18 protein-coding genes are annotated in these 23,881 nt (G+C 69.9%); 12 read left to right on the top strand and 6 right to left on the bottom strand.

From position 1 onward, the window contains the following. Positions 1-139: 139 nt before the first annotated feature. Positions 140-1,087 (top strand): ATP-binding cassette domain-containing protein, encoded by a 948-nt coding sequence (locus AB0B28_RS03380; protein ID WP_360115724.1) that lies wholly within the window; start codon positions 140-142, stop codon positions 1,085-1,087. Next, the gene (locus AB0B28_RS03375) at positions 1,080-1,862 is read left to right on the top strand and encodes a hypothetical protein (protein ID WP_360115721.1); all 783 of its coding nucleotides are present in this window, start codon (positions 1,080-1,082) and stop codon (positions 1,860-1,862) included. The genes AB0B28_RS03380 and AB0B28_RS03375 overlap by 8 nt, the downstream gene beginning before the upstream one ends. Positions 1,863-2,110: 248 nt before the next feature. Here AB0B28_RS03375 and AB0B28_RS03370 read toward each other — a convergent pair whose 3' ends face one another. Continuing rightward, positions 2,111-3,175 (bottom strand): aspartate-semialdehyde dehydrogenase, encoded by a 1,065-nt coding sequence (locus AB0B28_RS03370; protein WP_360115718.1) that lies wholly within the window; start codon positions 3,173-3,175, stop codon positions 2,111-2,113. Between the two features lie 2 nt (positions 3,176-3,177). Next, entirely contained in the window at positions 3,178-4,443 is a 1,266-nt protein-coding gene (locus tag AB0B28_RS03365; RefSeq protein WP_360115715.1) for an aspartate kinase, read from the bottom strand. Positions 4,444-4,564: 121 nt separating this feature from the next. On the opposite strand from AB0B28_RS03365, the gene AB0B28_RS03360 reads away from it, so the two are divergent. From AB0B28_RS03360 to leuA, 3 genes are all read left to right on the top strand, one after another. Continuing rightward, positions 4,565-5,338: a hypothetical protein gene (locus tag AB0B28_RS03360; RefSeq protein ID WP_360115712.1), complete on the top strand. Its 774-nt coding sequence runs from the start codon at positions 4,565-4,567 to the stop codon at positions 5,336-5,338. Between the two features lie 164 nt (positions 5,339-5,502). Beyond that, positions 5,503-6,081, top strand: coding sequence for a nitroreductase family protein (locus tag AB0B28_RS03355; protein ID WP_360115709.1), 579 nt, complete (start codon positions 5,503-5,505; stop codon positions 6,079-6,081). Between the two features lie 205 nt (positions 6,082-6,286). Next, positions 6,287-7,993 (top strand): 2-isopropylmalate synthase, encoded by a 1,707-nt coding sequence (gene leuA, locus AB0B28_RS03350; protein ID WP_360115706.1) that lies wholly within the window; start codon positions 6,287-6,289, stop codon positions 7,991-7,993. 100 nt (positions 7,994-8,093) lie between these two features. Here the strand turns inward: leuA and AB0B28_RS03345 are convergent, their stop codons facing one another. Next, the gene (locus AB0B28_RS03345) at positions 8,094-8,411 is read right to left on the bottom strand and encodes a cupin domain-containing protein (protein ID WP_360115703.1); all 318 of its coding nucleotides are present in this window, start codon (positions 8,409-8,411) and stop codon (positions 8,094-8,096) included. Between the two features lie 70 nt (positions 8,412-8,481). Here AB0B28_RS03345 and AB0B28_RS03340 point away from each other — a divergent pair, with 70 nt between their 5' ends. Both AB0B28_RS03340 and AB0B28_RS03335 read left to right on the top strand, forming a co-directional pair. Beyond that, positions 8,482-9,429 (top strand): helix-turn-helix domain-containing protein, encoded by a 948-nt coding sequence (locus AB0B28_RS03340; protein ID WP_360115700.1) that lies wholly within the window; start codon positions 8,482-8,484, stop codon positions 9,427-9,429. Positions 9,430-9,449: 20 nt separating this feature from the next. Next, positions 9,450-9,929, top strand: coding sequence for an NUDIX hydrolase (locus AB0B28_RS03335; RefSeq protein ID WP_360115697.1), 480 nt, complete (start codon positions 9,450-9,452; stop codon positions 9,927-9,929). 1 nt (position 9,930) lies between these two features. On the opposite strand, the gene AB0B28_RS03330 is transcribed toward AB0B28_RS03335, so the two are convergent. The 3 genes from AB0B28_RS03330 to AB0B28_RS03320 form a co-directional block, all read right to left on the bottom strand. Then, positions 9,931-10,662 carry a phosphotransferase gene (locus AB0B28_RS03330; RefSeq protein ID WP_360115694.1) on the bottom strand — a complete coding sequence of 244 codons (732 nt, stop codon included), beginning with the start codon at positions 10,660-10,662 and terminating at the stop codon, positions 9,931-9,933. A gap of 82 nt (positions 10,663-10,744) precedes the next feature. Then, positions 10,745-12,538 (bottom strand): ABC transporter ATP-binding protein, encoded by a 1,794-nt coding sequence (locus tag AB0B28_RS03325; protein WP_360115692.1) that lies wholly within the window; start codon positions 12,536-12,538, stop codon positions 10,745-10,747. 16 nt (positions 12,539-12,554) lie between these two features. Next, entirely contained in the window at positions 12,555-14,375 is a 1,821-nt protein-coding gene (locus tag AB0B28_RS03320) for an ATP-binding cassette domain-containing protein (RefSeq protein WP_360115689.1), read from the bottom strand. A gap of 429 nt (positions 14,376-14,804) precedes the next feature. Here AB0B28_RS03320 and AB0B28_RS03315 point away from each other — a divergent pair, with 429 nt between their 5' ends. From AB0B28_RS03315 to AB0B28_RS03295, 5 genes are all read left to right on the top strand, one after another. Further along, on the top strand, positions 14,805-16,586 hold the full coding sequence (locus tag AB0B28_RS03315) for an ABC-F family ATP-binding cassette domain-containing protein (RefSeq protein ID WP_360115686.1): 1,782 nt from the start codon (positions 14,805-14,807) through the stop codon (positions 16,584-16,586). A 306-nt stretch (positions 16,587-16,892) separates the two neighbouring features. Then, positions 16,893-18,446 carry a S8 family peptidase gene (locus AB0B28_RS03310; RefSeq protein WP_360115683.1) on the top strand — a complete coding sequence of 518 codons (1,554 nt, stop codon included), beginning with the start codon at positions 16,893-16,895 and terminating at the stop codon, positions 18,444-18,446. A 214-nt stretch (positions 18,447-18,660) separates the two neighbouring features. After that, positions 18,661-19,830 carry a S8 family peptidase gene (locus AB0B28_RS03305; RefSeq protein ID WP_360115680.1) on the top strand — a complete coding sequence of 390 codons (1,170 nt, stop codon included), beginning with the start codon at positions 18,661-18,663 and terminating at the stop codon, positions 19,828-19,830. A gap of 344 nt (positions 19,831-20,174) precedes the next feature. Then, on the top strand, positions 20,175-21,389 hold the full coding sequence (locus tag AB0B28_RS03300; RefSeq protein WP_360115677.1) for a S8 family serine peptidase: 1,215 nt from the start codon (positions 20,175-20,177) through the stop codon (positions 21,387-21,389). A 118-nt stretch (positions 21,390-21,507) separates the two neighbouring features. After that, entirely contained in the window at positions 21,508-23,862 is a 2,355-nt protein-coding gene (locus AB0B28_RS03295; protein ID WP_360115674.1) for a hypothetical protein, read from the top strand. Positions 23,863-23,881: the final 19 nt, after the last annotated feature.

Genomic DNA, 23,881 nt, shown 5'->3' with positions numbered 1-23,881 from the left:
GGGTAGTACCCCGGTACCGCCCCGGCCTCGGCCTCCTCCCTGAGGAGGAGAGTGAAATCGGTCTGCGCGCTCATGTGCGCAGGGGTTTCGCTTCCATAGACTGGCCCGGACATACAGACCCAGCAACCTTGGAGCGCCCTTGATCACCGCGAAGGGTCTACACAAGCGCTACCGCAAGACGGTGGCCGTAGACCAACTCAGCTTCGACGTCAAGCCCGGCGTCGTCACCGGCTTCCTCGGCCCCAACGGGTCCGGGAAGTCCACCACCATGCGGCTCATGCTCGGACTCGACCACGGCGGCGGCGAAACCCTCTTCGACGGCGTCCGCTTCACCGACCTGCGCCGCCCCATGAACAAAGTGGGCACCCTCCTCGAGGCCAAGCCCTTCCACCCCACCCGCTCGGCCCGCAACCACCTCAGGATGCTCGCCAGCGCCAACGGCGTCGCCGACAAGCGCGTCGACGAAGTGATGGAACTGGTCGGCCTCGGCTCGGTCAAGCGCAAGAAGCCGAAGGGCTACTCACTCGGCATGGCGCAGCGGCTCGGCCTGGCACAGGCGCTGCTCGGCGACCCGGGCATCCTGCTGCTCGACGAGCCCACCAACGGGCTCGACCCGCACGGCATCCACTGGATGCGCGACCTGCTCAAGCAGCTGGCCTCCGAGGGCCGCACGATCTTCGTCTCCAGCCACCTGCTGTCGGAGATGCAGTTGATGGCCGACGAGCTGGTGGTCATCGGCCGCGGCACGATGATCTTCAACGGCGACGTCGAGCAGTTCGTGCGCGACTTCACGCAGTCGTCGGTGATCGTGCGCTCCCCGGTGGCCGACGACTTCGTGCCGACGCTCGAAGGCGCGGGCGCGGAGGTCGCCAAGGGTGCGACCGGCGAGCTCGTGATCTCCGGGATGGAGATCGGCGCGGTCGGGCACCTGGCCTTCACCGAAGGGGTGGAGCTGGCCGAGCTGTCCACCCGTTCCGCCTCGCTCGAAGAGGCGTTCATGTCCGCGACCGGCTCTTCGGAGCAGTTCGTCGCGGCCGAGCCGCTCCCCAGCCCTGCGACCGAGACCGGCGGTGCCCAGAATGCTTGATGCCCTTCGATACGAGTGGACGCGCCTGACCACGCTGCGCTCCACGTACTGGCTGATCGGGATCGGCCTCTTGGCCGCGGCCGCGATCCCGGTGATCTTCGGTTTCGCGGCCGGGGACGAGGAGCTGTTCCCCGAGATCATCGCCGTGGCGATCAACGGCGGCGCGACGTTCGGGATCCCGTTCCTGGCCGTGTTCTTGGCCGTGATCGGCATCTTCGCGACCGGCCACGAGTACCGGCACGGCACGATCCAGCCGACGCTGACGGCGCTGCCGCAGCGCTCGCGCCTGATCCTGGCGAAGGTCCTGGTGATGTCGGCGGTGACGGTCGTGGCGACCGTGGTGTCGATGGCGCTCAACGCGGGGATCGTGATGATCTTCTTCGGCGAGATCCCGGGCCTGTTCGACGACCCGGTGCGCTCGGCGCTGCTGGGCTACATGGTGTACACGCTGGTGTACATGCTCGTGGGCCTGGGCCTGGGTCTGCTGTTCCGCGGCGTGCCTTCGGCGCTGGTCGTGATCTTCCTGATGCCGCTGATCCTGGAGAACCTGATCCTGGGCCTGTCCACGATCCCGGCGCTCGACTGGCTGGTCCCGGCCGTGAAGTTCCTTCCGTTCACGGCCGGCTCGCTCCTGATGACGGTCGGCGACGCCGACCTGGGCATGGGCACCGACTACGGCTTCTTCGACCGCTGGGGCTCCGGAGCGGTGTTCGCCGCCTTCGCCGCGATCATCATCGCCGCGGCCTGGACCCTGTTCAAGAAACGCGACGCCTAACGCTTCGCACTGCGCGATGTCGCACCCGCCGGGCACCCTTGAAATCGGGGGCCCGGCGGTCGGCGTCTGTGGACACTCGCGCTGCCCGAATTCCGCCCCGCTCCTTACGCTTCGCACTGCGGGTTGTCGTACCCCTCTGTCAGGGTTTTGCCGAGGGGCCTTCGATTCGCGAAACGGCCGATGTTCGTGATGCCCGCAAAACAAGCGGCGGCCCGGGGCAAAGCCCCGGGCCGCCGCTTCGTTCGTTTCTATGCCGCTTCGAGTTCGCGCCGGACCAGGTCGGCGGTCTCGATGGAGTTCAGGGCCGCGCCCTTCATGAGGTTGTCGGCGACTACGAAGAACTCCAGGGAGTTGGGGAAGTCGATCGACTGGCGCAGGCGCCCGACCTGGGTGCCGCCCTTGCCGACCGAGTCGATCGGCATCGGGAAGACCATGTTCTCGGGGTCGTCGACGAGGTCGACGCCGTCGGCCGCTTCGAGCACGCGCCGCGCGGCCTCGACCGTGACCTCGTTGGCGAAGGTCGCGTGCACGACCTGCGAGTGGCCCACCGCGACCGGCACCCGCACGCAGGTCGAGGCGACCTTCAGTTCGGGGAGACCGAGGATCTTGCGGGACTCGTTGCGCACCTTCAGCTCTTCGGAGGTCCAGCCGCCGTCCTTCCAGCCGCCGACCTTGGGCACCACGTTGAGCGCCAGCGGCGCCCCGAACGGCGCGTTGAACTCCTCGCCGAGCACCAGGCGCAGGTCGTTGCCCGCGGTGCCGATGCCCTCGGCGCCGGCGATCTTCTGGAGCTGCGCGTACAGCGCCTCCAGGCCTTCCTTGCCCGAACCCGACGCGGCCTGGTACGACGCCACCGACATCGACTCCAGCCCGAACTGGGCGTTCAGGGCCGCGAGGGTCGGGATGAGCGCCAGGGTGGTGCAGTTCGCGTTCGCGATGATCCCCTTGGGACGGTTGGCGGCGTCGCCGGGATTCGCCTCCCGGCACACCAGCGGCACCTCGGGGTCCATGCGGAAGTGCCCGGACTTGTCGATCACGACCACGCCCTTGGCGGCCGCGACCGGCACCCATTCGGCGCTGACCTCGTCGGGCAGGTCGAAGTGCGCGATGTCGATCCCGTCGAACGCTTCGGCGCCGATGGCCTGCACGGTGAGGACCTCGTCGCCCACCTCGAGCTGCTTCCCGGCGGAGCGGGCCGACGCGATGAGTCGCACCTCGCCCCAGTTGCCGCGCTCGGCGGCGATGAGCCGCCGCATGATCGAGCCGACGACGCCGGTGGCGCCGACGATCGCGACGTTCAGCTTGCGCGCCATGACTATCGCCCCGTCCCCGCGTAGACCACGGCCGCTTCGTCGCCGCCGAGTTCGAACTTGTCGTGCACGGCCCGCACGGCCGCGTCCAGGTCGGTGTCGCGGCAGACCACCGAGATGCGGATCTCCGAGGTGGAGATGATCTCGATGTTCACGCCCGCGTCCGCGAGGGCCTGGCAGAAGTTCGCCGTCACCCCGGGGTGCGAGCGCATCCCGGCGCCGACCAGGGAGATCTTGCCGATGTGCTCGTCGTAGATGAGTTTCTCGAACCCGATCGCCTCCTGGTGGCGCTTGAGTTCGCCGGTGGCCTTGGGCCCGGACTCCTTGGGGAGGGTGAAGGAGATGTCGGTGTGGCCGTTCCCGGCGGTCGACACGTTCTGCACGATCATGTCGATGTCGACTTCGGCGTCGGCGATGACCTGGAAGATCGACGCGGCCGCGCCGGGCTTGTCGGGCACGCGGGTGACGGTGATCTTCGCTTCGGAGCGGTCGTGCGCGACGCCGCTGATGAGTGCTTGCTCCACTGGCAGCTCCTCCATGTAACCCGACACGATGGTGCCGGTCTTGTTCGAGTACGACGAGCGGACGTGCAGCGGGATGCCGTAGCGGCGGGCGTACTCCACGCTGCGCAGATACAGGATCTTCGCGCCCGAGGCGGCCATCTCGAGCATCTCCTCGAAGGTGATCGCGTCCAGCTTCCTCGCGTTGGGCACGATCCTGGGGTCGGCGCTGAAGACGCCGTCCACGTCCGAGTAGATCTCGCATACGTCGGCTTCGAGCGCGGCCGCGAGCGCCACGGCGGTCATGTCCGACCCGCCGCGCCCCAGCGTGGTGATGTCCTTGGTGTCGGGGCTGACGCCTTGGAACCCGGCCACGATCGTGATGTAGCCCTCGTCGAGCGCGGCGCGGATGCGACCGGGCGTGACGTCGATGATGCGGGCCCCGCCGTGCACGGCCGTGGTCAGCATCCCGGCCTGCGAGCCGGTGAACGAGCGGGCCTGGAACCCGAGGTCGTTGATGGCCATGGCCAGCAGCGACATCGAGATGCGCTCCCCGGCGGTCAGCAGCATGTCGAGCTCGCGCGGCTCGGGCACCGGCGAGACCTGCGCGGCCAGGTCGAGCAGCTCGTCGGTGGTGTCGCCCATGGCCGAGACCACCACGACCACGTCGTCCCCCCGCTTTCGCGTGGCGACGATACGTTCGGCCACGCGCTTGACGCGTTCGGCGTTCTCCACCGATGATCCGCCGTACTTCTGCACGACTAGCGCCACGGTTTCACCTCACTCGTTCGGGTCTCGACGTGCCGCCCGGGCTCGGACGGCCATGTCACCTTAACCGCGCGCCCCGGTGTGTCGCCAGGTCGTTCTGGGTGATGGGACAGAGAATCGGCCTGTGGCATTCACTTTGCGCAAGGCAGTGGCGGCGCTCACGCTCCTCGCGACCGCGTGGGGCGCCGCCGGGTGCGGCACGGCGACCGTGGTGGACGAACCGGACGAACCTCCGCGGCGCGCCAGCGCCCAAGCGACCCTCATCGGCCGCGTGACCAAGGCGCTGGACACCTCCTTCACCGCCGAGTACACGTGGTCGGAGGGCGGCACGGTCACGGTGTGGGCCGCCGAGGACGGCACGTGGCGCGTGGATGTGCCGGACTGGGCGCTGGGCGGGACCGTGGACGTCACGGTCGCGTGGACCACCGGCGGGTTCTTCCAGTGCGCGGCGAACCGCTGCGTCAAGCTCGCCGGGATCACCGGGGAGATCCCGGGGACCTACGACCCGCACGTGCAGCGCCCGTTCGTGGAGTGGCTGCCGCGGCTGCTCGACCGGCACCTGCCGTTCGCGATCGCCCAGGACGGCGACTGCTTCACGTTGACGGCGAACACGGTCGTGGTCGAGACGCCGTTCCCGGCCGGGACGTGGTGCCTGGACGAGGCGGGCACGATCCTCTCGGTCACCAGTGACGCGTTCGGCACCCTCGAACTCGCCGCCCCGCCCGAGCCGGCCGTCGCGACCGTGGAGCTGCCGGGCGAACCGTCCGAGGCGAAGCCGTTGGGCCCCAAGGCACCCGAGGAGCCGACGCCGACTCCGGACCCGTCGGCGACCCCCACCGAGACGCCGTCGGAGTCGCCCGAGGCCGAGACTGATCCGTCACCCACAAGCGGGACCTGAGAGTAAGGAAGGCGACACAGGCGGTCGCCTGCGGGGCCGGTCGTGGCACCATGAACGGTGGCGACGACGCCGACCGGCCCGGCCGGGCGGACCCACGAGCGGGCCCCGAACGCGGGCCGGCGCCGCGGACACCTCCGCGGCCACCGCTGACCGAAGGACGCCGCATGACCGCCCACGCCGACCGCCACGCCAAGACCGCGGTCCCCATCCACCCGCTCCTGGCCTCCCGCCACTCCACCAGAGCGTTCGCACCCGACGTCGACCTCGACGACGCCCAGGTCACCGCCCTGTTCGAGGCGGCCCGCTGGGCCCCGAGCGCGGGGAACACGCAGCCGTGGCGGTTCCTGCTCGCCAAGAGGGACACCGGCGAGTTCAAGCGCGTCCTCGAATGCCTCAACCCCGGCAACCGCGACTGGGCCTCCCACGCCTCGGCGCTGCTGGTCGCGATCCGCACCGACGCCAACGCGCGCGGCCCACTCTCCCACGCCGCCTACGACCTGGGCCAGGCCATGGCGCACCTGACGTTCCAGGCCGCCGCCGAGGGGCTGACCGTGCGCCAGATGGGCGGCTTCGACGCCGCCGCCCTGGCCGCCGAGTTCGACTTGGCCGCGCCGCTGGTGCCGACCACGGTCGCCGCGATCGGGGTCGCGGGCGACCCGGCGAGCCTGCACGAATCCGTGGCCGGTCCCGACCGCACCGAGCGGGCGCGCACGGCCATCGCCGACCTGCTCATCCAGCCGTAGGCCGATTCGGGACACGCGTCCCAGAATCCGGGCATCGGGTTCGAATCCGCGGCGCCGCGGGGTAGGCTTCGGGCGTCATGCGGTACTCGATGCTCCTTATCTGCCGCGGCGGGGCCAACTAGGTCGGCTCCTCGCCGCGGGTTTCCGCATGCCGGCTGGCTCAGTCAACTTCGGTTCCAGACACCAGTCATTCTCAGGAGCATCCGTGACTTCCACGCCTTTCGCCGCGCGCGCGAAGCGTTACCAGGCCTATCAATCCCAGTTCGACGTCCCCATGTCCGATCGCACCTGGCCCGACCAGGTCATCGACAAGGCCCCCGTGTGGTGCGCGGTCGACCTGAGGGACGGCAACCAGGCGCTCATCGACCCGATGACCCCCGACCGCAAGAAGAAGATGTTCCAGCTCCTGGTATCCATGGGCTACAAGGAGATCGAGGTCGGGTTCCCTTCGGCCTCGCAGACCGACTTCGACTTCGTGCGGATGCTCATCGAGCAGGACCTGATCCCCGAGGACGTCACGATCCAGGTCCTCACCCAGTGCCGCGAGCACCTGATCGAGCGCACCTTCGAGAGCCTGCGGGGCGCCAAGCAGGCCATCGTCCACTTCTACAACTCCACGTCGGTCCTCCAGCGGCGCGTCGTGTTCGGCCTCGACCGCGACGGCATCACCGACATCGCCACGCAGGGCGCGCGGCTGTGCCTGAAGTACAAGGACATCCACACCCCCGACACGGCGATCCGCTACGAGTACTCCCCTGAGTCCTACACCGGCACCGAACTCGAATACGCCGTCGAGGTGTGCGCGAAGGTCGCCGAGGTCATCCAGCCGACCCCCGACTGGCCGCTGATCGTCAACCTGCCCGCGACCGTGGAGATGGCCACCCCGAACGTGTACGCCGACTCGATCGAGTGGATGCACCGCAACCTCCCGAACCGCGAGTCGCTGATCCTGTCGGTGCACCCGCACAACGACAGGGGCACCGGCGTGGCCGCCGCCGAGCTGGCCGTCCAGGCCGGGGCCGACCGGGTCGAGGGCTGCCTGTTCGGCAACGGCGAGCGCACCGGCAACGTGTGCCTGGTGACGCTGGGCCTCAACCTGTTCAGCCAAGGCGTCGACCCCGAGATCGACTTCTCCAACATCGACGAGATCAAACGCGCCGTCGAGTACTGCAACCAGCTGCCGGTGCACGAGCGGCACCCGTACGCCGGGGACCTGGTGTACACCGCGTTCTCCGGTTCGCACCAGGACGCGATCAAGAAGGGCTTCACCCACCTGGAGGCCGACGCGGCCGCCGCGGGCACCGAAGTGGACGATTTCACTTGGGGCGTACCGTATCTGCCGATCGACCCCAAGGACGTGGGCCGCAACTACGAGGCGGTCATCCGCGTCAACTCGCAGTCGGGCAAGGGCGGCGTCGCTTACGTGATGCAGTCCGAGTTCGGCTTCGACCTGCCCCGGCGCATGCAGATCGAGTTCAGCCAGGCGATCCAGCGGCACACCGACGCCTCCGGCAAGGAGGTCTCGACCGCCGAGATCCACGACGTGTTCCGCCGCGAGTACCACCCCGACTACCAGCCGACGCAGCGCCTGGTCGTGGAGGACCACACCACCGCGTACGCGGATGAGAAGGTCACGCTCGACGCGAAGATCACGCTGGGCGGCGTCGACCAGAAGGTCTCGGGCACCGGCAACGGCCCGCTCTCGGCGTTCACCGACGCCCTGAGCACCGTCGGGGTCCACGTCGAGGTCCTCGACTATGCCGAGCACGCGCTGTCGGCCGGGCAGCACGCCCAGGCCGCGTCCTATGTGGAATGTGTGATCGACGGCCGCACCGTGTGGGGCGCGGGCGTCCACCCCAACATCGTCCTCGCCACGATGCGGGCCGTGGCCAGCGCCTACAACCGGGCCTGAGACACCTGCGACGCCGCCGGGGCTCACCCCGGCGGCGTCTGCGTTATCCACAGGCGAAACCCCAGCTAGGAACCGGTTTCACCGAAGTTATCCACAGGCCTTACCCGGTGATGCTGATGCCCAGCATCCGGGCCCCGGTCTCGGTGCGCGGCTGGTGCGAGCTGCCGGGCGCGAACACCACGTAGCTGCCCGGTCCGAGCCGCTGGCCGCGGTCGATGAACTCACCGGAGACGACGTAGTAGCGCTCCTCGGCCTCGTGCACGTCCACCTCGGGCCACTCGGTGCCGGGCGCGAAATCGTAGACCCAGCCGCGGGCGTGCTCGGTGATCGCGAGCCGCCGCCGGATGATCCCGGGGACGACCTCGACGGCTTCCACGTCGTCGACCTGGACGACCTGCATATCGTGCGCTTCAGTCATGGGTCGATCCTCGCGCCGCGCCACGCGCCGCGTCAGTGTCAGGATCGACTTCTTGAGGTACTTTTCTGCCATGAGCCCGCATCGCGTCACCGCCCTCGTGACCGCCCCGCAGTCGACGTTCGAACTCGCCTGCGCCGCCGAGGTCTTCGGCACCGACCGGCCCGCACTGCCATCCCGGTACGCGTTCGGCGTCTGCACCGAGACGCCGGGCCTGGTCCCGACCCTCGCCGGATACGCGATGGCCGTCAGCGAAGGCCTCGAAGCGCTGTCGCGGGCCGACACGATCGTGGTGCCCGGGCTCCAGGACCGCGACCGGATGCCCGGCCCGGCGGTCCTGGAAGGGCTGCGGGCCGCGCATCGGCGCGGAGCCCGGATCGCGGCGATCTGCTCGGGGGCGTTCGTGCTCGCCGAGGCCGGATTGCTCGACGGGAGGCGGGCCACCACGCACTGGCGGATGGCCGAAGAACTGCGGGCCCGCTACCCGAGCGTCGAAGTCGAGGCCGACCCGATCTTCATCGACCACGGCGACGTGGCCACCAGCGCGGGCACCTCCGCCGGGGTCGACCTGTGCCTGCACCTGGTGCGGCGCGACCTGGGCGCGGCGTACGCGGCACAGGTCGCGCGGCACATGGTGATGCCGCCGCATCGCGAAGGGGGCCAACGCCAATACGCGGCCGCCGAGACCGCCGCAGCGGCTGACTCGCTCGGGCCGCTGCTCGAATGGGCGGTCGAGCATCTCGGCGAGGATCTGAGCGTGGAGGCGCTCGCCGAACGCGGCCGGGTCTCGACCCGCACGCTCGCGCGCCGGTTCGCCGACCAGCTCGGCATGAGCCCCGGGCGCTGGCTGCTCGCGCAGCGGGTCGCGGCGGCGCGGGTGCTGTTGGAGGAGACCGACCTTTCGGTCGAGGCGGTGGCGGCGCGGGCGGGCCTGTCCTCGGCGGTGAACCTGCGCAGGCGGTTCCGGGCCCTGGTGGGCACCACCCCGGCGGCGTACCGGCGTTCCTTCGGTGCGCGTTGATCCGCGATAGGTTGGGCGGCATGGGTGATGACGCGTTTTCGAAGCAGTTCCTTGAGACGATCGCGGTCTCGTACACGGTCGCGTCCGCGCTGATCACCGACCCGGACGACCGGGTGCTGCTGGTCAAGCCGCACTACCGGGACGACTGGCTGTTCGTGGGCGGCATGGTCGACAAGGGAGAGTCGCCGCACGAGGGCTGCGCGCGCGAGATCAAGGAGGAGATCGGCCTCGCCCTGCCGGTGGGCGACCTGCTCCTGGTCGACTTCATCCCGCAGGTCCCGCAGATCGTGGACGAGCCGCTCACGATGTACCTCTTCGACGGCGGGGTGCTCGACGACCCGTCGCGGATTCGGTTGCAGGAGGAGGAACTGGCCGACTTCGGGTTCTTCGACCTGGACGAGGCCGCCGAGCGCGCGGCCTATTTCAACCGGCCGCGCATCGCTTTGGGCTTGGAAGCGCGCCGCACCGGTCGGGCGGTCTACGAGCCGTTCACGCGCTGATTCACAGGGCCGCTTCGAGTTCGGCCTGGTGGGACTCGACCCACACGTGACATTCCCGGATCCAGGCGGGAGTCCCCATGTCGCGCAACCGGATCTTCACCGGGTCCCCTGCCGCTGCTTCGGCTTCGATGCCGCGCCAGCAGCGTTCCTGCCACCACAGGACCGCCTCGACGAGCCTGCTCCGGCGGTCCTCGTCGAGTCCGTACGCGTCGCAGACGAGCCCGAGGCGCCGTGCGGTCTCGGGGACGTCGGTGGCCTTGGGCCCGAGCCTGAGATGCTGCCAGCACAGATGCGCCACGTCATGCACGCGCTCCCCTGGAGCGGCCCCGTCCCAGTCGATGATCGCCACCGGCAGGCCGTCCACATAGATCGTGTTCTTCGGGGACAGGTCGTTGTGGCACACCGTCTCGGCCTCTCCCGACAGGGCCGGATCGGCCGCGAGGTCGTGGAACTGCCTGACCAACGCGCCGAGCCGGGCCAGGCTCGCGTCGGTTTCGGCGTAGGCCGACCGGTCGAACTCGATCGCGGCCTCGCCTTCGATGTAGCCCAGCATCTCCCGTCCCTCGGGGTCGACCCCGAGCAGCCGCGGCGCGTGATCCCACCCCGCGTTCTCGAAGTGGCGCAGCAGCCGATGCGCAAACCCCGCGTTGGTCCCCACGCTCCGCCGCACGCTCCCGTCCTTGAGCACCGCACTGCTCATCCAACCGCCTTCAAGCGGCACCTCATCACCCATCCTCCCAGTGTGCAGGCAGTGCGCGGCTCCCGCAACGAGCTTCGGCCGGTGCCCCGAGCGCGGGCTCGGGGCACCGGTCCGGTCAGCGGTAGGCCGAGGACTGGAGGGTGTAGAGCTCGGAGTAGGCGCCGCCTCGGGCCATGAGGTCGTCGTGGGTGCCGATCTCGGCGACGCGGCCGGATTCCATGACGACGATGAGGTCGGCCATGGAGACGGTGGAGAAGCGGTGGGAGACCAGGACGGTGACGGTGCCTCTTTGGCGGCCCGCGTGGACTTCGGCGGCGAAGCGTTCGAAGAGGGCGTGCTCGGTCTGGGGGTCGAGGGCGGCGGTCGGTTCGTCGAAGACGACCAGGAGCGGGTCGGGCCGCATGCGGCCGCGGCCGATGGCGATCTTCTGCCATTGGCCGCCGGAGAGGTCGGTGCCCTCGTCCCAGCGGGCGCCCAGGCGGGTGTCGAGGCCTTCGGGCAGGTCGTCGATGACGTCTTCGGCTCCGGCGCGGGTCATCGCGGCCCGGACGGTGTCGTCGTCGTATCCGGATCGGTTGTCGCCGATGCCGATCGACTCGCGGGCGGTGAACTCGAAGCGGGTGAAGTCCTGGAAGGTCGCGCCGATGCGCTCGCGCCACTCGCTCGCGGCGAAACCGGAGAGGTCGTGGCCGTCGACGCCGATGCGGCCTTCGGTGGGCTGGTAGAAACCGGACAGGAGCTTGACGAGCGTGGTCTTGCCCGCGCCGTTCTCGCCCACCAGGGCCACGACCTTCCCGGCCGGGAGCGTCAAGGTCACCTCGTCCAGCGAGGGCCGCTCGGCCTCGGGGTAGGCGAAGCTGACCCCTTCGAGGGTGATGCCGGCTTCGAGCCGGTCGGGGACCGGCGCGGGTTCGACCGGGCCGCTGGTCTGCTCGGCGTAGCCGCGCAGCCAGGCGAGGCGGGTGCCGAGTTTGCCCAAGCGCAGCAGGAACATCGTCTGCGCCGCGAGGTTCCCCGCGTTGCCGGCGATCATCCCGATCAGGCCCACGAGGAGGATCACGTCGCCCGCGGTGGCGCGGCCGTTGATCGCCAGGTTGAGCACGAGGGCGACCCCTGCGGCCATGCCGATCGCGGCGAGCACGCCTTCGAGGTTGGAGGTGCGGGCCGAGCGCCATTGGCCCCGGTTGCGGATGTCGGCGACGGTGCGGGCCGCTTCGTGGTGGCGGCGCGCGATCTCGGCGGTGGAGCCGAAGATGCGCAGTTCCTTCCCGGATTCGGCCAGGGTCGCGACCTCGAAGAGGTGCCTGCGGCGCCGCTCGGGCGCGCTGGTGGTCTCCATGACGTCGATCTCGATGTCGTTGGCGCGCTTGGCGACGAACAGGCCGAACAGGGAAAGCGCCGGGAACAGCAGGAGCAGCGGGTGGACCTGGGCGAGCATCACCCCGCCGACGACGATGGTGATCACCGCCCGCGTCCACTGCACCATCCAGTTGGTGCCGCCCGCGAGGAGCCAGCGGTCCTCGCGGATGCGCTGCACCTCGTCGAGGTAGTCGGAGCGCTCGTGGTGGTCCAGGCCCGGCGGATTCCCCATGAGCGCCATGACCTCCCGGTCGGCGGCGCGGTGGGTGTGGTCGAGGACCTCGAACACGATCTTGACGTAGGCGAAGATGCTGGCCCAGACCGCGGCCACGACGAGCGCGAGTCCGCCCGCCGCGTAATAAGCCTCAGTGGACTGACCATTTTGGATCTGATCGACCATGAGCTTGGTGAGGTACACCGCGAACGGCGAGAGGACGGCGGCGAAAGCGCCGAGGACGAGTTGCGCGGTGATCGCTTTCGGGTTGGCGCGGTAGCCGACGGCGATCGCGCCGGTCAGGCCGCGCCACCAGGCGGTGATGCGTGAGAACACGGATGCTCCTGGGGGGTCAGCGCGCGAGGCGCGAGGCTTGGAGGGTGAACGCGTCGGCGTAACGGCCGCCGAGGTCCATGAGCTGGTCGTGGCTGCCGTCCTCGACCACGCGGCCGCCGTCGAGGACCACGATGCGGTCGGCGCGGCGCACCGTGGAGAACCGGTGGGAGATGACGATCGTGGTGAGACCGGCGGTGATGTCGAGGAACTGCTCGTACAGCTCGGCTTCGGCGCGCACGTCGAGCGCGGCGGCGGGCTCGTCGAGGACCAAGACCTTCGCGCCCGCCTGGACGGCGAACAGCGCGCGGGCCAGGGCGATCCGCTGCCACTGGCCGCCGGAGAGGTCGGTGCCGCCGTCGTACTCGCTGGAGAGCACCGTCTCCAGTCCACTGGGGAGCGATTCGATGAGGTCGCGGATGCCCATCGGCTCGCAGGCCTTCCAGATCCGGTCGGTGTCGCCCGCGAGGTGCGGCGCGCCCAGGGTGATGTTGTCGCGCACGCTGAGCTGGTAGCGGGTGAAGTCCTGGAACAGCGCCGAGAGGCGGGTGCGCCACACGGCCGGGTCGACCTCGGCGAGGTCGGTGCCGTCCACGGTGATGCGCCCCGCGGTCGGGGCGTAGAAGCCGGAGAGGAGCTTGACGAGGCTGGTCTTCCCGGCCCCGTTGTGGCCCACCACGGCCAGGGAGGTCCCCGCGGTGATCTCCAGGTCGAGGCCTTCGATGACCGGCCTGCTCGCGCCGGGGTAGGTGAAGCCGACGTCTTCGAAGCGGATGCGCTGTTGCGGTGCGGCGCTGGGCAGTTCGGCAGTGGCGCTGATCCGCTCGGCTTCGAGTTCGGCGTCCAGGTCGAGGATCTTGGGGACCGGGAGCGAGCCGAAGGCCACGAACGCGGCCACGTCGTCGAACGCCGAGAACTGGAACATCCCGGTGAGCGCGATGATGTAGACGCCCAGGGCGCCCAGACCGACCGCGCCGCTGAGCCCGGCGTCGACCAGGCCCAACGTGGTGATCGCGGTGAGCACCAGAAGCGTGGCGATCACACAGACGGCGGTGCGCAGGCGGATGCGCTGGTGGCGTTTGGAGTGGTCCATGCGCGCGGCCCACTGGCGGTCGTAGCGGTCCATGAGCCAGCCCATGAGGCCCCAGACGCGGATCTCCTTGGCGGGGGCGGCGGTGATGGCGAGGTCGCGCACATACTCGGTCTCGCGCATCTCGGTGGAGCGCAGGTAGGCGGTCTTGCCGACGCGGTTGTACTCGGCCTGCATGGCGAGGAAGATCGCGGGCCAGGCGACGAGCCAGGCCAGGCCGACCCAGATGTTGAAGAACGCGAGCACGATCGCGGCGCCCGCCGCTTCGAGGAACTGCGGCGCGATGGTGCCCAGGCCCTGGACGGCGCGTTCGGGGCGCATGAAGTCGGCGCCGAGCTGGCGGGCCACGCGCAGCAGCGCGAGGACCTCGTCGTCTTCGAGGTGGGCGATGCCGACGGGCCGGGCCACGGCGGCGATGAGGCGGTCTTGGAGGAGCAGTTCGAGCTCGCGGCCGAGCACCAGAGCGTTGGCGCGGTGGAAGTTGCCGACCACGCGGGCGGCGAGGAGCGCTCCCGCGCCCGCGGCGAGCAGGAGGTAGGCGCCGCGGGCCTCCGAAGAATCGGCCCCGGCCGCCGCGGCGGCCGGAACGGCGCCGATGAGCAGACCGGTGCAGATGGTCATGACCAGCGGAAGCGCGGCGGTGAGGACGGTGGTGAGGGCGAACAGCGCGGTGCGGGGTCGGCTGATGCGAGGCAGGAGCCGGGCGACGGTGAGCACCGCACGCCCGGTGGCGAATCTAGGGGATGCCATAAGAGTCCGTTCGTGACGTCACAATGACTTTTCCGTGACACCATAGCAGAGTCAGCAACCGTTCGCATCAACCGATTTCCCGGGCCTTGCCTGGTCGGCCATCCCTAGCCCCCACCCACCCGGAGGGGAAATATAGGTGCGAGCATCCCCGCCGGGTACGACAAGAACCGCCCCCACCAGCGCCCATGTCACCCGAAGGGAGGTCAAAGCGCGAGCCGGGCACGCGTAGCGGCGCCGGAATCAGCCTCGCGTGTGCCCGGAGTGCTCGCGCGCACGGGGCGGCGCAGGGACGGACCCACGCCGCTCGCCCTCAACCCCCGGCGTGCTCGCGCACGGAGGCGGCTGCGGTTCGTCTTCGGGGCGCTCTGCGTCGCTCTCGGCGTGCTCGCGCGCACGGGGGCGGCTGGGGCCCGGGTAGGCTTGTGCCTCGTGTCAGCGCCCAATCTCGTCAATCTCGAAACCGTCTCGAAGGCCTACCCCGACCAGGTCATCCTCGACGCGGTGTCCCTCGGCATCGCCGCGTCGCAGCGCGTGGGCGTGGTCGGCCGCAACGGCGACGGGAAGTCCACGCTCCTGCGGCTCATCGCGCGGGCCGACGAGCCGGATTCGGGGCGCGTGGTCCACACCGGCGGCACCCGCGTCGTGGTGCTCGGCCAGACCGACGACCTCGACGACGCCGCCACCGTGCGCGAGGCCCTCTTCGGCGACGCCGACGCCCACGAATGGGCCTCCGACGCCCGCGTCCGCGAGATCCTCACCGGGCTGTTCGGCGGCCTCGACGCCCCCAAGCTCCCCGAGGGCCTCGACTCGCGTATCGGCGTCCTCTCCGGCGGCGAGCGGCGCCGCGTCGACCTCGCCCGGGTCCTGACCGCCGACGCCGACCTGCTCCTGCTCGACGAGCCCACCAACCACCTCGACATCGAGGGGATCGCCTGGCTCGCTTCGCATCTGGGCGGCACCCGCGCCGCGATCATCGTCGTCACGCACGACCGCTGGTTCCTCGACGAGATCTGCGACCGCATCTGGGACGTCCAGCGCGGCAACGTCTACGAGTACGACGGCGGCTACTCGGCCTACGTCCTCGCCCGCGCCGAGCGCGAGCGCCAGGCCAACGTGGCCGAGGAGAAGCGCCAGAACCTCATGCGCAAGGAGCTGGCGTGGCTGCGCCGCGGCCCCAAGGCGCGCACCTCGAAGTCGAAGTTCCGCATCGACGCGGCCAACGAGCTCATCGCGAACGAGCCGCCGCCGCGCGACACCGCCGAGCTGATCAGCTTCGCGACCGGCCGCCTGGGCAAGACCGTGTTCGAGGCGAAGGACGTGACCGTCCAGGCCGGCGACAAGACCCTTTTGGAGCATCTGGACTGGATCCTCGGTCCGGGCAAGCGGATCGGGCTGCTCGGGGTCAACGGCGCGGGCAAGACCTCGCTGCTGCGCGCCCTCGCCGCCGCGCTCGAGGACGTGCAGCCGGCCAAGGGCCGCATCAAGGTCGGGCGCACCGTCAAGCTCGCGTGGCTGACCCAGCACATGGAGGACCTGGACGGTTCGTGGCGCGTGCTCGAAGCGGTCGAGGCCGTCGCCAAGCGGGTCCAGTTGGGCAAGAAGGAGATGTCGGCCGGGCAGCTCGCCGAGCGGCTCGGGTTCGTGGGCGGGCGCCAGCGCACGTTCGTGCGCGACCTCTCCGGCGGGCAGCGGCGGCGCTTGCAGTTGGCGCGCCTGCTGATGGCCGAGCCGAACGTGCTGTTCCTGGACGAGCCCACGAACGATCTCGACATCGAGACGTTGACGCAGCTCGAAGACCTGCTCGACGACTGGGCCGGGACGATGGTGGTCGTCAGCCACGACCGGTACTTCACCGAGCGGGTGGCCGACGAGACGTGGGCGCTGCTGGGCGACCGGCGGCTGCGGATGCTGCCTCGGGGCATCGAGGAGTATCTGGAGCGCCGGGCCGAAGTGGACAAGACCGCTGCGCCCGCGCCGCAGGCGAAGGCGGCGCCGGTGACTTCGGCGGCCCAGGACCGGGCGGTGCAGAAGGAGCTGGGGAAGCTGGAGCGGCGCCTGGCGAAGGTCGAGGAGAAGATCACGGGCGTGCACGCCCAGATGGCCGAGTTCGCGACCGATCCGGGCAAGCTCACCGAGCTCCAGTCGGGACTGTCCGCTCTGGAGACCGAGAAGGACGAGATCGAGGAGCGGTGGATGGAGCTCGCCGAGTAGGCGGCGCTTCCCGGTGCGGTGCAACGCTTTCAATGCATCACCGCTGCGCATGGGCTTGCGTGCGGCAGGTCGCGGTTTCATAACGGAGCCGAATATTCTATCGGTTTCTTACGGGCGTATACCGGTTGGTAACGGACTCTTCATTCAGTGATTTATGGGCATCTTCCAGGGTCTTCACAATTCGTTGTGATTTCCCTAACCTCGGTTTGAAAGCCCGAAAGGGCCCGGTTCCACCGAACCGCGCCCTGTGCCACGGTGCGCCCTGGTGCGTACTGGGCCTTCCGAACCGAGAGGGAGTACCCCCCTATGACCGTCTCGTACCCGACTGTTCGCCGAACGGCGGCCGCCGTCATCGGCGGCACCGCCATCGTCGGCTCGATCGCCTTCGGCGGCCTTGCGGCCCAAGCCGATCCGCTCACCGCCGAAGTCCTCGCCGCCGACTCCGACACCGCCGTGGCGGGGTCCTATCTGGTCGTGATGGACCGGGAGCTGTCCGCCGCCACCTCCGCCACCGTCGACGAATACGGCGCGACCATCGAGGACACCTTCGACTCGGTCAACGGCTACCTCGCCGAGATGACCGCGACCGAGGCCTCGCGCCTGGCCGCCGACGACTCGGTGGCCTACGTCGAGCAGAACCAGACGGTCTCCGTGGCCGACGTCCAGACCGGCGCCACGTGGGGCCTCGACCGGGTCGACCAGCTCGACCTGCCCCTGGACGGGAACTACGAGTATCTCGGCACCGGTGAGGGCGTCACCGCCTACGTCATCGACACCGGCATCCTCGCCACCCACCAGGAGTTCACCGGGCGCGTGGGCGCCGGGTACGACTTCGTCGACGGCGACACGAACCCGAACGACTGCAACGGCCACGGCACCCACGTGGCGGGCACGGTCGGCGGGACCACGTACGGCCTGGCCAAGGAGGTCACGCTCGTGGGCGTGCGCGTCCTCGACTGCGCCGGCTCGGGCACCTACGCCGACGTCATCGCCGGCATCGACTGGGTGGCCGCCAACGCTTCGGGTCCGTCCGTGGCGAACATGAGCCTCGGCGGCGGGTTCTCCCAGGCCGTCAACGACGCGGTGAACGCCGCCGTGGCCTCGGGCGTGACCTTCGCGGTCGCGGCCGGCAACGAGGACACCGACGCGTGCACCAAGTCCCCGGCCTCGGCCGCCGACGCGATCACCGTGGGCGCCACCGACAACACCGACACCCGCGCGTACTTCTCCAACTACGGGTCCTGTGTGGACGTCTTCGCGCCCGGCGTGGGCATCACCTCCGCCTGGCACACCAGCGCGACGGCCACGAACACCATCTCGGGCACCTCGATGGCCTCGCCGCACGTGGCGGGCGCCGTGGCGGTCTACCTGGGCCTCAACCCGGGCGCGACCACCGACGACGTGGCCGAGTGGGTCACCGGCAACGCCTCCGAGGGCCGCATCTCCGACGTCCAGGGCAGCCCGAACCTGCTGCTGTACACCGGAACCGAGGACGGCGGCGGCGACCCCGGCGAGCCGAGCGACTGCGCCGCGACCAACACCACCGCCGTGCCGATCCCCGACCGCGCCACCGTCAACTCCACCATCGCCCTCGACTGCGAGGGCAGCGCGAGCGCGACCTCCAAGGTCTCGGTCAACATCACCCACACCTACCGCGGCGACCTCGCGATCTACCTGATCGCGCCGGACGGCACCAGTTACCAGGTGAAGGCCTCCGGGTTCGACTCGGCGGACAACGTGATCGCGACCTACACCGTGAACCTCTCCAGCGAGACCGCAAGCGGCACTTGGACGCTGCGCATCGTCGACGCGTTCGCCGGTGACACCGGGACGCTCAACCACTGGGGCCTCGAACTCTGATCCGCCCCCGCACAAGTGAATAGCGGGTGACCGCGGGCGGGCCCTCCCGTCGAGCCTTCGCGACCTGGAGCCGTCGCGAGGCGACAGGGCCCCCGCGGCCCCCGCACGCAAGTGTCGGCGACCCGCCGATCCGGTCCCCGCCCTCGGTCCCCGCCACCCTCAATCCCGTTCGGGCCAAACCCCGGCCCGGACCACCCGAAGGGATCGCAAGTCCATGTCGCACAAGAAGAGAACCACCGCGGCCGCGTCGCTCGGCGCAGCCGTATTCACCGCACTGGCGTTCACGGCCACCGCCGCCGAAGCCCAGACCACCCTCGGCACGATCGTGGGCCAGGACGCCCCCGGCGCGATCGCGGGCGAGTACATCGTCGTCTTGGAGGACAACGCCTCCCTCAAGGCCGAAGTGGCCGATGTGGACGGCGGCGAGGTCGTCGAAGTCTACGAAGAGGTCGACGCGTTCCTGTTGGAGGCCACCGAACTGGAGGCGAAGGAACTCGCCGCCGAGGACGGCGTGGCCTTCGTGGAGCAGAACGCGGTCGTGACCCTGGACGCGACCCAGACCAACGCCACGTGGGGCCTGGACCGCATCGACCAGCGCAACCGGCCGCTGTCGACGACCTACACCTACAACTACACCGGTGCGGGCGTCCACGCCTACATCATCGACACCGGCATCCGCGCCACCCACTCGCAGTTCTCCGGGCGCGTGGGCAACGGCTACGACTTCGTCGACGGCGACTCCAACCCGCAGGACGGCAACGGGCACGGCACCCACGTGGCCGGGACCGTCGGCGGCACGATCCACGGTGTGGCCAAAGGCGTCACGCTCCACGGTGTGCGCGTGCTGAACAACTCGGGCTCGGGCACCACCGCCGGGGTCATCAACGGCATCAACTGGGTCGCGGCCAACGCGATCAAGCCCGCCGTGGCGAACATGAGCCTCGGCGGCGGCTACTCGGCCTCGCTCAACAACGCGGTGTCCTCGGCGATCTCCTCGGGCGTGACCTTCGCGGTCGCGGCCGGCAACGAGAACACCAACGCCTGCAACAGGTCTCCGGCCTCCACCGGCCCGGCCATCACCGTCGGGGCGACCACCTCGACCGACGCGCGGGCGAGCTACTCCAACTACGGCACCTGCGTGGACGTCTTCGCGCCCGGTTCGAACATCACATCCGCGTGGCACACCAGCGACACGGCGACGAACACGATCTCGGGCACCTCGATGGCCTCCCCGCACGTCGCGGGCGCGGTCGCGCTCTACTTGCAGGCCAACCCGAACGCCTCGACGACGACGGTGAAGAACTGGATCGTCTCGAACGCGACCACCGGCGTGGTCACCGGCGCGGGCTCGGGCAGCCCGAACCGGTTGCTCTACACCCTCTGAGCGGCACCGAAAGGCACCGCTGACCTCTGAGACCGAAGGCCCTCGCGCTCGCTGAGCGCGAGGGCCTTCGGCCATTCGTCCGCTTTGGACCAAAGGCTCGATATCGGCATTCACTGATCTATTCAACCGATACAAACCCTTTACACGATTTATTCTCAGGTTTAGGCTCACGTTCAGGGTCTGACGGTCCGTCGCACGGCCGCAAGGCCCGGACGGGTGCCGCGGGCCGGGCCTCCCCGCCCGGCCCGCTCCCGCCCGGGCGGACCGCAGGGCCCCTGACCACCCTTCCCGGTGGGCGCGAGTCAAGCAGCGCGGCCATCGGGCACAACCGAAGGAGTTCCCTCTTGAGCAGGGCAGGAACACATCGGCGGCTGCGCACCGCGGCCGCGATCGCGGTCGCAGCGGCGGCCGCGGGCGGCTCGGTCATCGCCGCCACCGCGTACGCCTCCGCCGACGACAGCGCAGACCCGGCGGCGTTCATCATCAACGCCGACTCCCCCGACGCGATCGAGGGCTCGTACATCGTCGTCCTCGAAGAGCAGGCCAAGGGCCTGGGCGCGTTGGCGAGTGACCTCGGCGTGGACGTCGACATCGAGCACACCCTCGACCTCGTCGACGGCTACGTGGCCGAGATGTCCGAGGCCGAGGCGCTGGAACTGGCCGCGGACGACGCGGTGGCGTACGTGGAGCAGGACCAGTACGCCTACGCCAGCGACGTCCAGACCGACCCGCCCTCGTGGGGCCTGGACCGGGTCGACCAGGAGGCGCTTCCGTTGGACGCGTCCTATGAGTACCACCAGGGCGGGACCGGCGTGGACGCGTTCGTGCTCGACACGGGCCTGAACGCGACCCACCAGGAGTTCACCGGCCGCGTCGGCGAGGGCTACGACTTCATCGACGACGACGCCGACCCCGACGACTGCCACGGTCACGGCACCCACGTCGCCGGGACCATCGGCGGCTCGACGTACGGCCTGGCCAAGGACGTGACGATCCGCGCGGTGCGTGTGCTCGACTGCGCCGGTTCGGGTTCGTACTCGGCGATCATCGGCGGCATCGACTGGGTCGCGGCCAACGCCGACGGTCCGGCCGTGGCCAACATGAGCCTCGGCGGCGGGTTCTCGCAGGCGCTGAACGACGCGATCGCCGCGGCGGTCGACTCGGGCGTGACCTTCGCGATCGCCGCGGGCAACGAGGGCCAGGACGCGTGCAACGTGTCCCCGGCCTCGGAGGAGTCGGCGATCACCGTGGGCGCCACCGACTCCAATGACGCGCAGACCTCGTGGTCGAACTGGGGCGACTGCGTCGACATCCTCGCGCCGGGCGCGGCGATCACCTCCGCGTGGATCGACGGCGACGACGCCGAGAACACCATCTCGGGCACCTCGATGGCGACCCCGCACGTCGCGGGCGTCGTGGCGCTCTACCTCGAGGCCAACCCGGAGGCGACCCCCGACGACGTCGTCACCGCTCTGACCGAGAACGCCGTCCAGGACGCGATCTCGGGCACCAACGGCAGCCCGAACCTGCTGCTGAACACCTCGTTCCTGGCCGGCTGACCCCGATCGAGATGAGGCGGGGCCGGAGCGGAAGCTCCGGCCCCGTTTTTTCTGTCGGGCAATTGACAGCGCCCGTTCTGGAACACGTTGTGTCGCACGGTGCTGACATCATCGACAGATGCCCGAGCCTGCACCCCCTCAGCACCCCGGCCGCGCGAAGCCCCGCCGCGGTCGCCCCGATCTGCTCGTCGTCGGATCCGGCGCCGACGAGCGCGCGCTCAGCAGCCTGAGCGCCGACTTCACCCACCGCCTCGACCTCAGCGGCCCGGCCGAGCTCGACGGCGCCCGGTTCTGGGAGCGCTTCGCGGCGTCGGTGGACGGCGACCTGCGCAGGCTTCTGCCGCATCTGTCCATGATCGACCATGCGGCCCGGTACGGGTTCGCGGGAGGCGACGAGACGCAGCAGTCGTATCAGGCGCTGTCGCTGTTCCTGACCACCGCGCGCGGCGACTCCCCGAACACCGGTGCGCTGCACGGGTTCAACACCAACGCGCAGAGCGGCGCCTCGTTCGACCTGCTCGGCATCTCGATCCCGTTCGGGCCGGTCAACTCGCTCTTGCGGTGGATCGCCTACGGCAGCAGGCGGGCCCTGCTGGAGCGGTCGATGTCCGGGGCCTCGCGCCTGCACATCGTCAAGGCCCGCGAGCTGGCCCAGAAGATCGCCCAGTTCGGCCCCGACGAGCAGGACCACCCCGGGCTGCTGAGCAGGCGCGACGACCTGGCCGCGATCTACGCCAACGCGTTCTTGCTCGACGTGCTCGCCTCGGGCCTGGAGATCGTGGTCGTCGGCGCCGAGGGCGACCTCGCATCGCAGTTCGCGCAGCAGCTGCGTGATCTGGGGCGGCACACCACGAACGGGCGCTTCGAGGAGTACCGGCACGAGAGGGAAGGCAACGGGAACGTCCCCGCCAGTTCAGGGGGCAAGCTCACCGCGCTGCTCCACGACGAGGCGAAGTACGAGCAGTGGCAGTACTACAGCGCCGACCGCACCGCGGGCGCCAAGCGAGACTCCACATTCGACAAGGCCGGAAGACGCAAGGCCCTCAAGGCCGTCGCGATCGTCGGTGTCGTCGCGGTCGTCCTCGCGGTCGCGTTCGTGGTCTTCCGCCCGTTCGGCTGGGGCTGCGGCGATTCGGTGTTCGGGCCCACCGGGTTCCCGCGCACCTGCCAGCCGATCAGCGACGGCACCAACTGCACCGAGGAGCGGCTCGAACTCGCCTGCGAGGTGCTCAGGGAGCAGAACGCGGACGCCGAGGAGGTCGAGCACTTCACCGTGGTGCTCGCGCTCCCGTTGACGTTCAAGGGATCGGACCCGAACCAGCTGTCCGACATGGTCGACCAGATCCAGGGCGCGATCGCCGCGCAGGCCATCGTCAACGACGGGCAGAACCACAAGATGCGGCTGCTCCTGGCCGACCTCGGGTCGGGCAACGAGGACTGGGAGGAGGCCGCCGACGCGATCGTCGACCGCCGCGACAAGGACGGCATCATCGCCGTCGCCGGGGGCGGCTCCAGCTTCCGCACCACCGAGCGGTTCGTGGAGCGCATCGCCGAGGCGGGCCTGGTCTTCATGGGCGCCACCATGACCGGCGACTCGATGCTGCCGCGCGTCAACGACCCCGACCGCACCACGTTCCGCGTCTCCCCCACCAACACGCAGGAGGCCGCCGCGATCGTGGACTTCATCGCGGGCCGCACCGACCCGTGCCAGACCGTGATCATCCGCGACGACGACAAGGACTACGACTACGCGGCCACCCTCTACCAGGGCTTCACGACCGCGCTCACCGAGCACGGCTGCGCGGAGCTGCCGCGACCCTACAACTACGACGGCTCGGACAAGGCCGGCATCAACGCGTCCTCGTTCAACGGGATCGTCGAGGAGCTGTGCCAGGAGATCACCGGGGACCGGTACGTGTTCTTCGCCGGGCTCGGCAAGGGCGCGCTGCCGTCGCTGATTCGCAGCCTCCAGTCCAGGGGGAACGTGGCCGGGTGCGACGAGCACCGGCTGACGATCGTCTCCGGCGACGACGCTTCGACCACGCCCAGTTCGACGTCGTACTCGTACTTCCGCGACTCGGCCGGGGTCGACCTGTACGTCATGGGCCTGTCGCACCCGCAGCAGTGGGCCGAGGCCGGGCCCGGTGACGAGGACTCGCGCCTGGCGATGGCGCACGCCGTCGAGGACCTGGCCGAGACGTTCGGGATGACCGCGCTCGACCTCGGCGACGGCCAGGCGCTCATGTCGTTCGAGGCGGTGCGCGTGGTCGGCGCCGCGGCGCAGCAGGAGGGCTTCGAGGTGGCCCCCGACGACCTCGCCGAGATCCTCCGCGACTACGCCGCGCCGGGCGTCACCGGGACGCTCACGTTCGGGCCCGACGGGAACCCGGTCGACAAGACGATGGTGGTCCTGCGCGCCACCGGCGACGAGGCCGACCCGGTCGAAGTGGTCGAACTGGTCAACGCCAGCTGAGGTCGCCGCAGCGGATGCG

The organism is Glycomyces sp. NPDC046736 (assembly GCF_040645615.1).
Taxonomy (GTDB): domain Bacteria; phylum Actinomycetota; class Actinomycetes; order Mycobacteriales; family Micromonosporaceae; genus Glycomyces.
This window is presented reverse-complemented; position numbering and strand designations above follow the sequence as displayed.

Excerpts from the sequence above, each read along its gene's own strand:
- AB0B28_RS03375 (WP_360115721.1), top strand. The coding sequence starts at position 1,080 with ATGCTTGATGCCCTTCGATACGAGTGGACGCGCCTGACCACGCTGCGC.
- AB0B28_RS03370 (WP_360115718.1), bottom strand. The coding sequence starts at position 3,175 with ATGGCGCGCAAGCTGAACGTCGCGATCGTCGGCGCCACCGGCGTCGTC.
- AB0B28_RS03295 (WP_360115674.1), top strand. The coding sequence starts at position 21,508 with ATGCCCGAGCCTGCACCCCCTCAGCACCCCGGCCGCGCGAAGCCCCGC.
- AB0B28_RS03345 (WP_360115703.1), bottom strand. The coding sequence starts at position 8,411 with ATGACTGAAGCGCACGATATGCAGGTCGTCCAGGTCGACGACGTGGAA.
- AB0B28_RS03355 (WP_360115709.1), top strand. The coding sequence starts at position 5,503 with ATGACCGCCCACGCCGACCGCCACGCCAAGACCGCGGTCCCCATCCAC.
- AB0B28_RS03320 (WP_360115689.1), bottom strand. The coding sequence starts at position 14,375 with ATGGCATCCCCTAGATTCGCCACCGGGCGTGCGGTGCTCACCGTCGCC.
- AB0B28_RS03340 (WP_360115700.1), top strand. The coding sequence starts at position 8,482 with ATGAGCCCGCATCGCGTCACCGCCCTCGTGACCGCCCCGCAGTCGACG.
- AB0B28_RS03305 (WP_360115680.1), top strand. The coding sequence starts at position 18,661 with ATGTCGCACAAGAAGAGAACCACCGCGGCCGCGTCGCTCGGCGCAGCC.
- AB0B28_RS03335 (WP_360115697.1), top strand. The coding sequence starts at position 9,450 with ATGGGTGATGACGCGTTTTCGAAGCAGTTCCTTGAGACGATCGCGGTC.
- AB0B28_RS03310 (WP_360115683.1), top strand. The coding sequence starts at position 16,893 with ATGACCGTCTCGTACCCGACTGTTCGCCGAACGGCGGCCGCCGTCATC.
- AB0B28_RS03330 (WP_360115694.1), bottom strand. The coding sequence starts at position 10,662 with ATGGGTGATGAGGTGCCGCTTGAAGGCGGTTGGATGAGCAGTGCGGTG.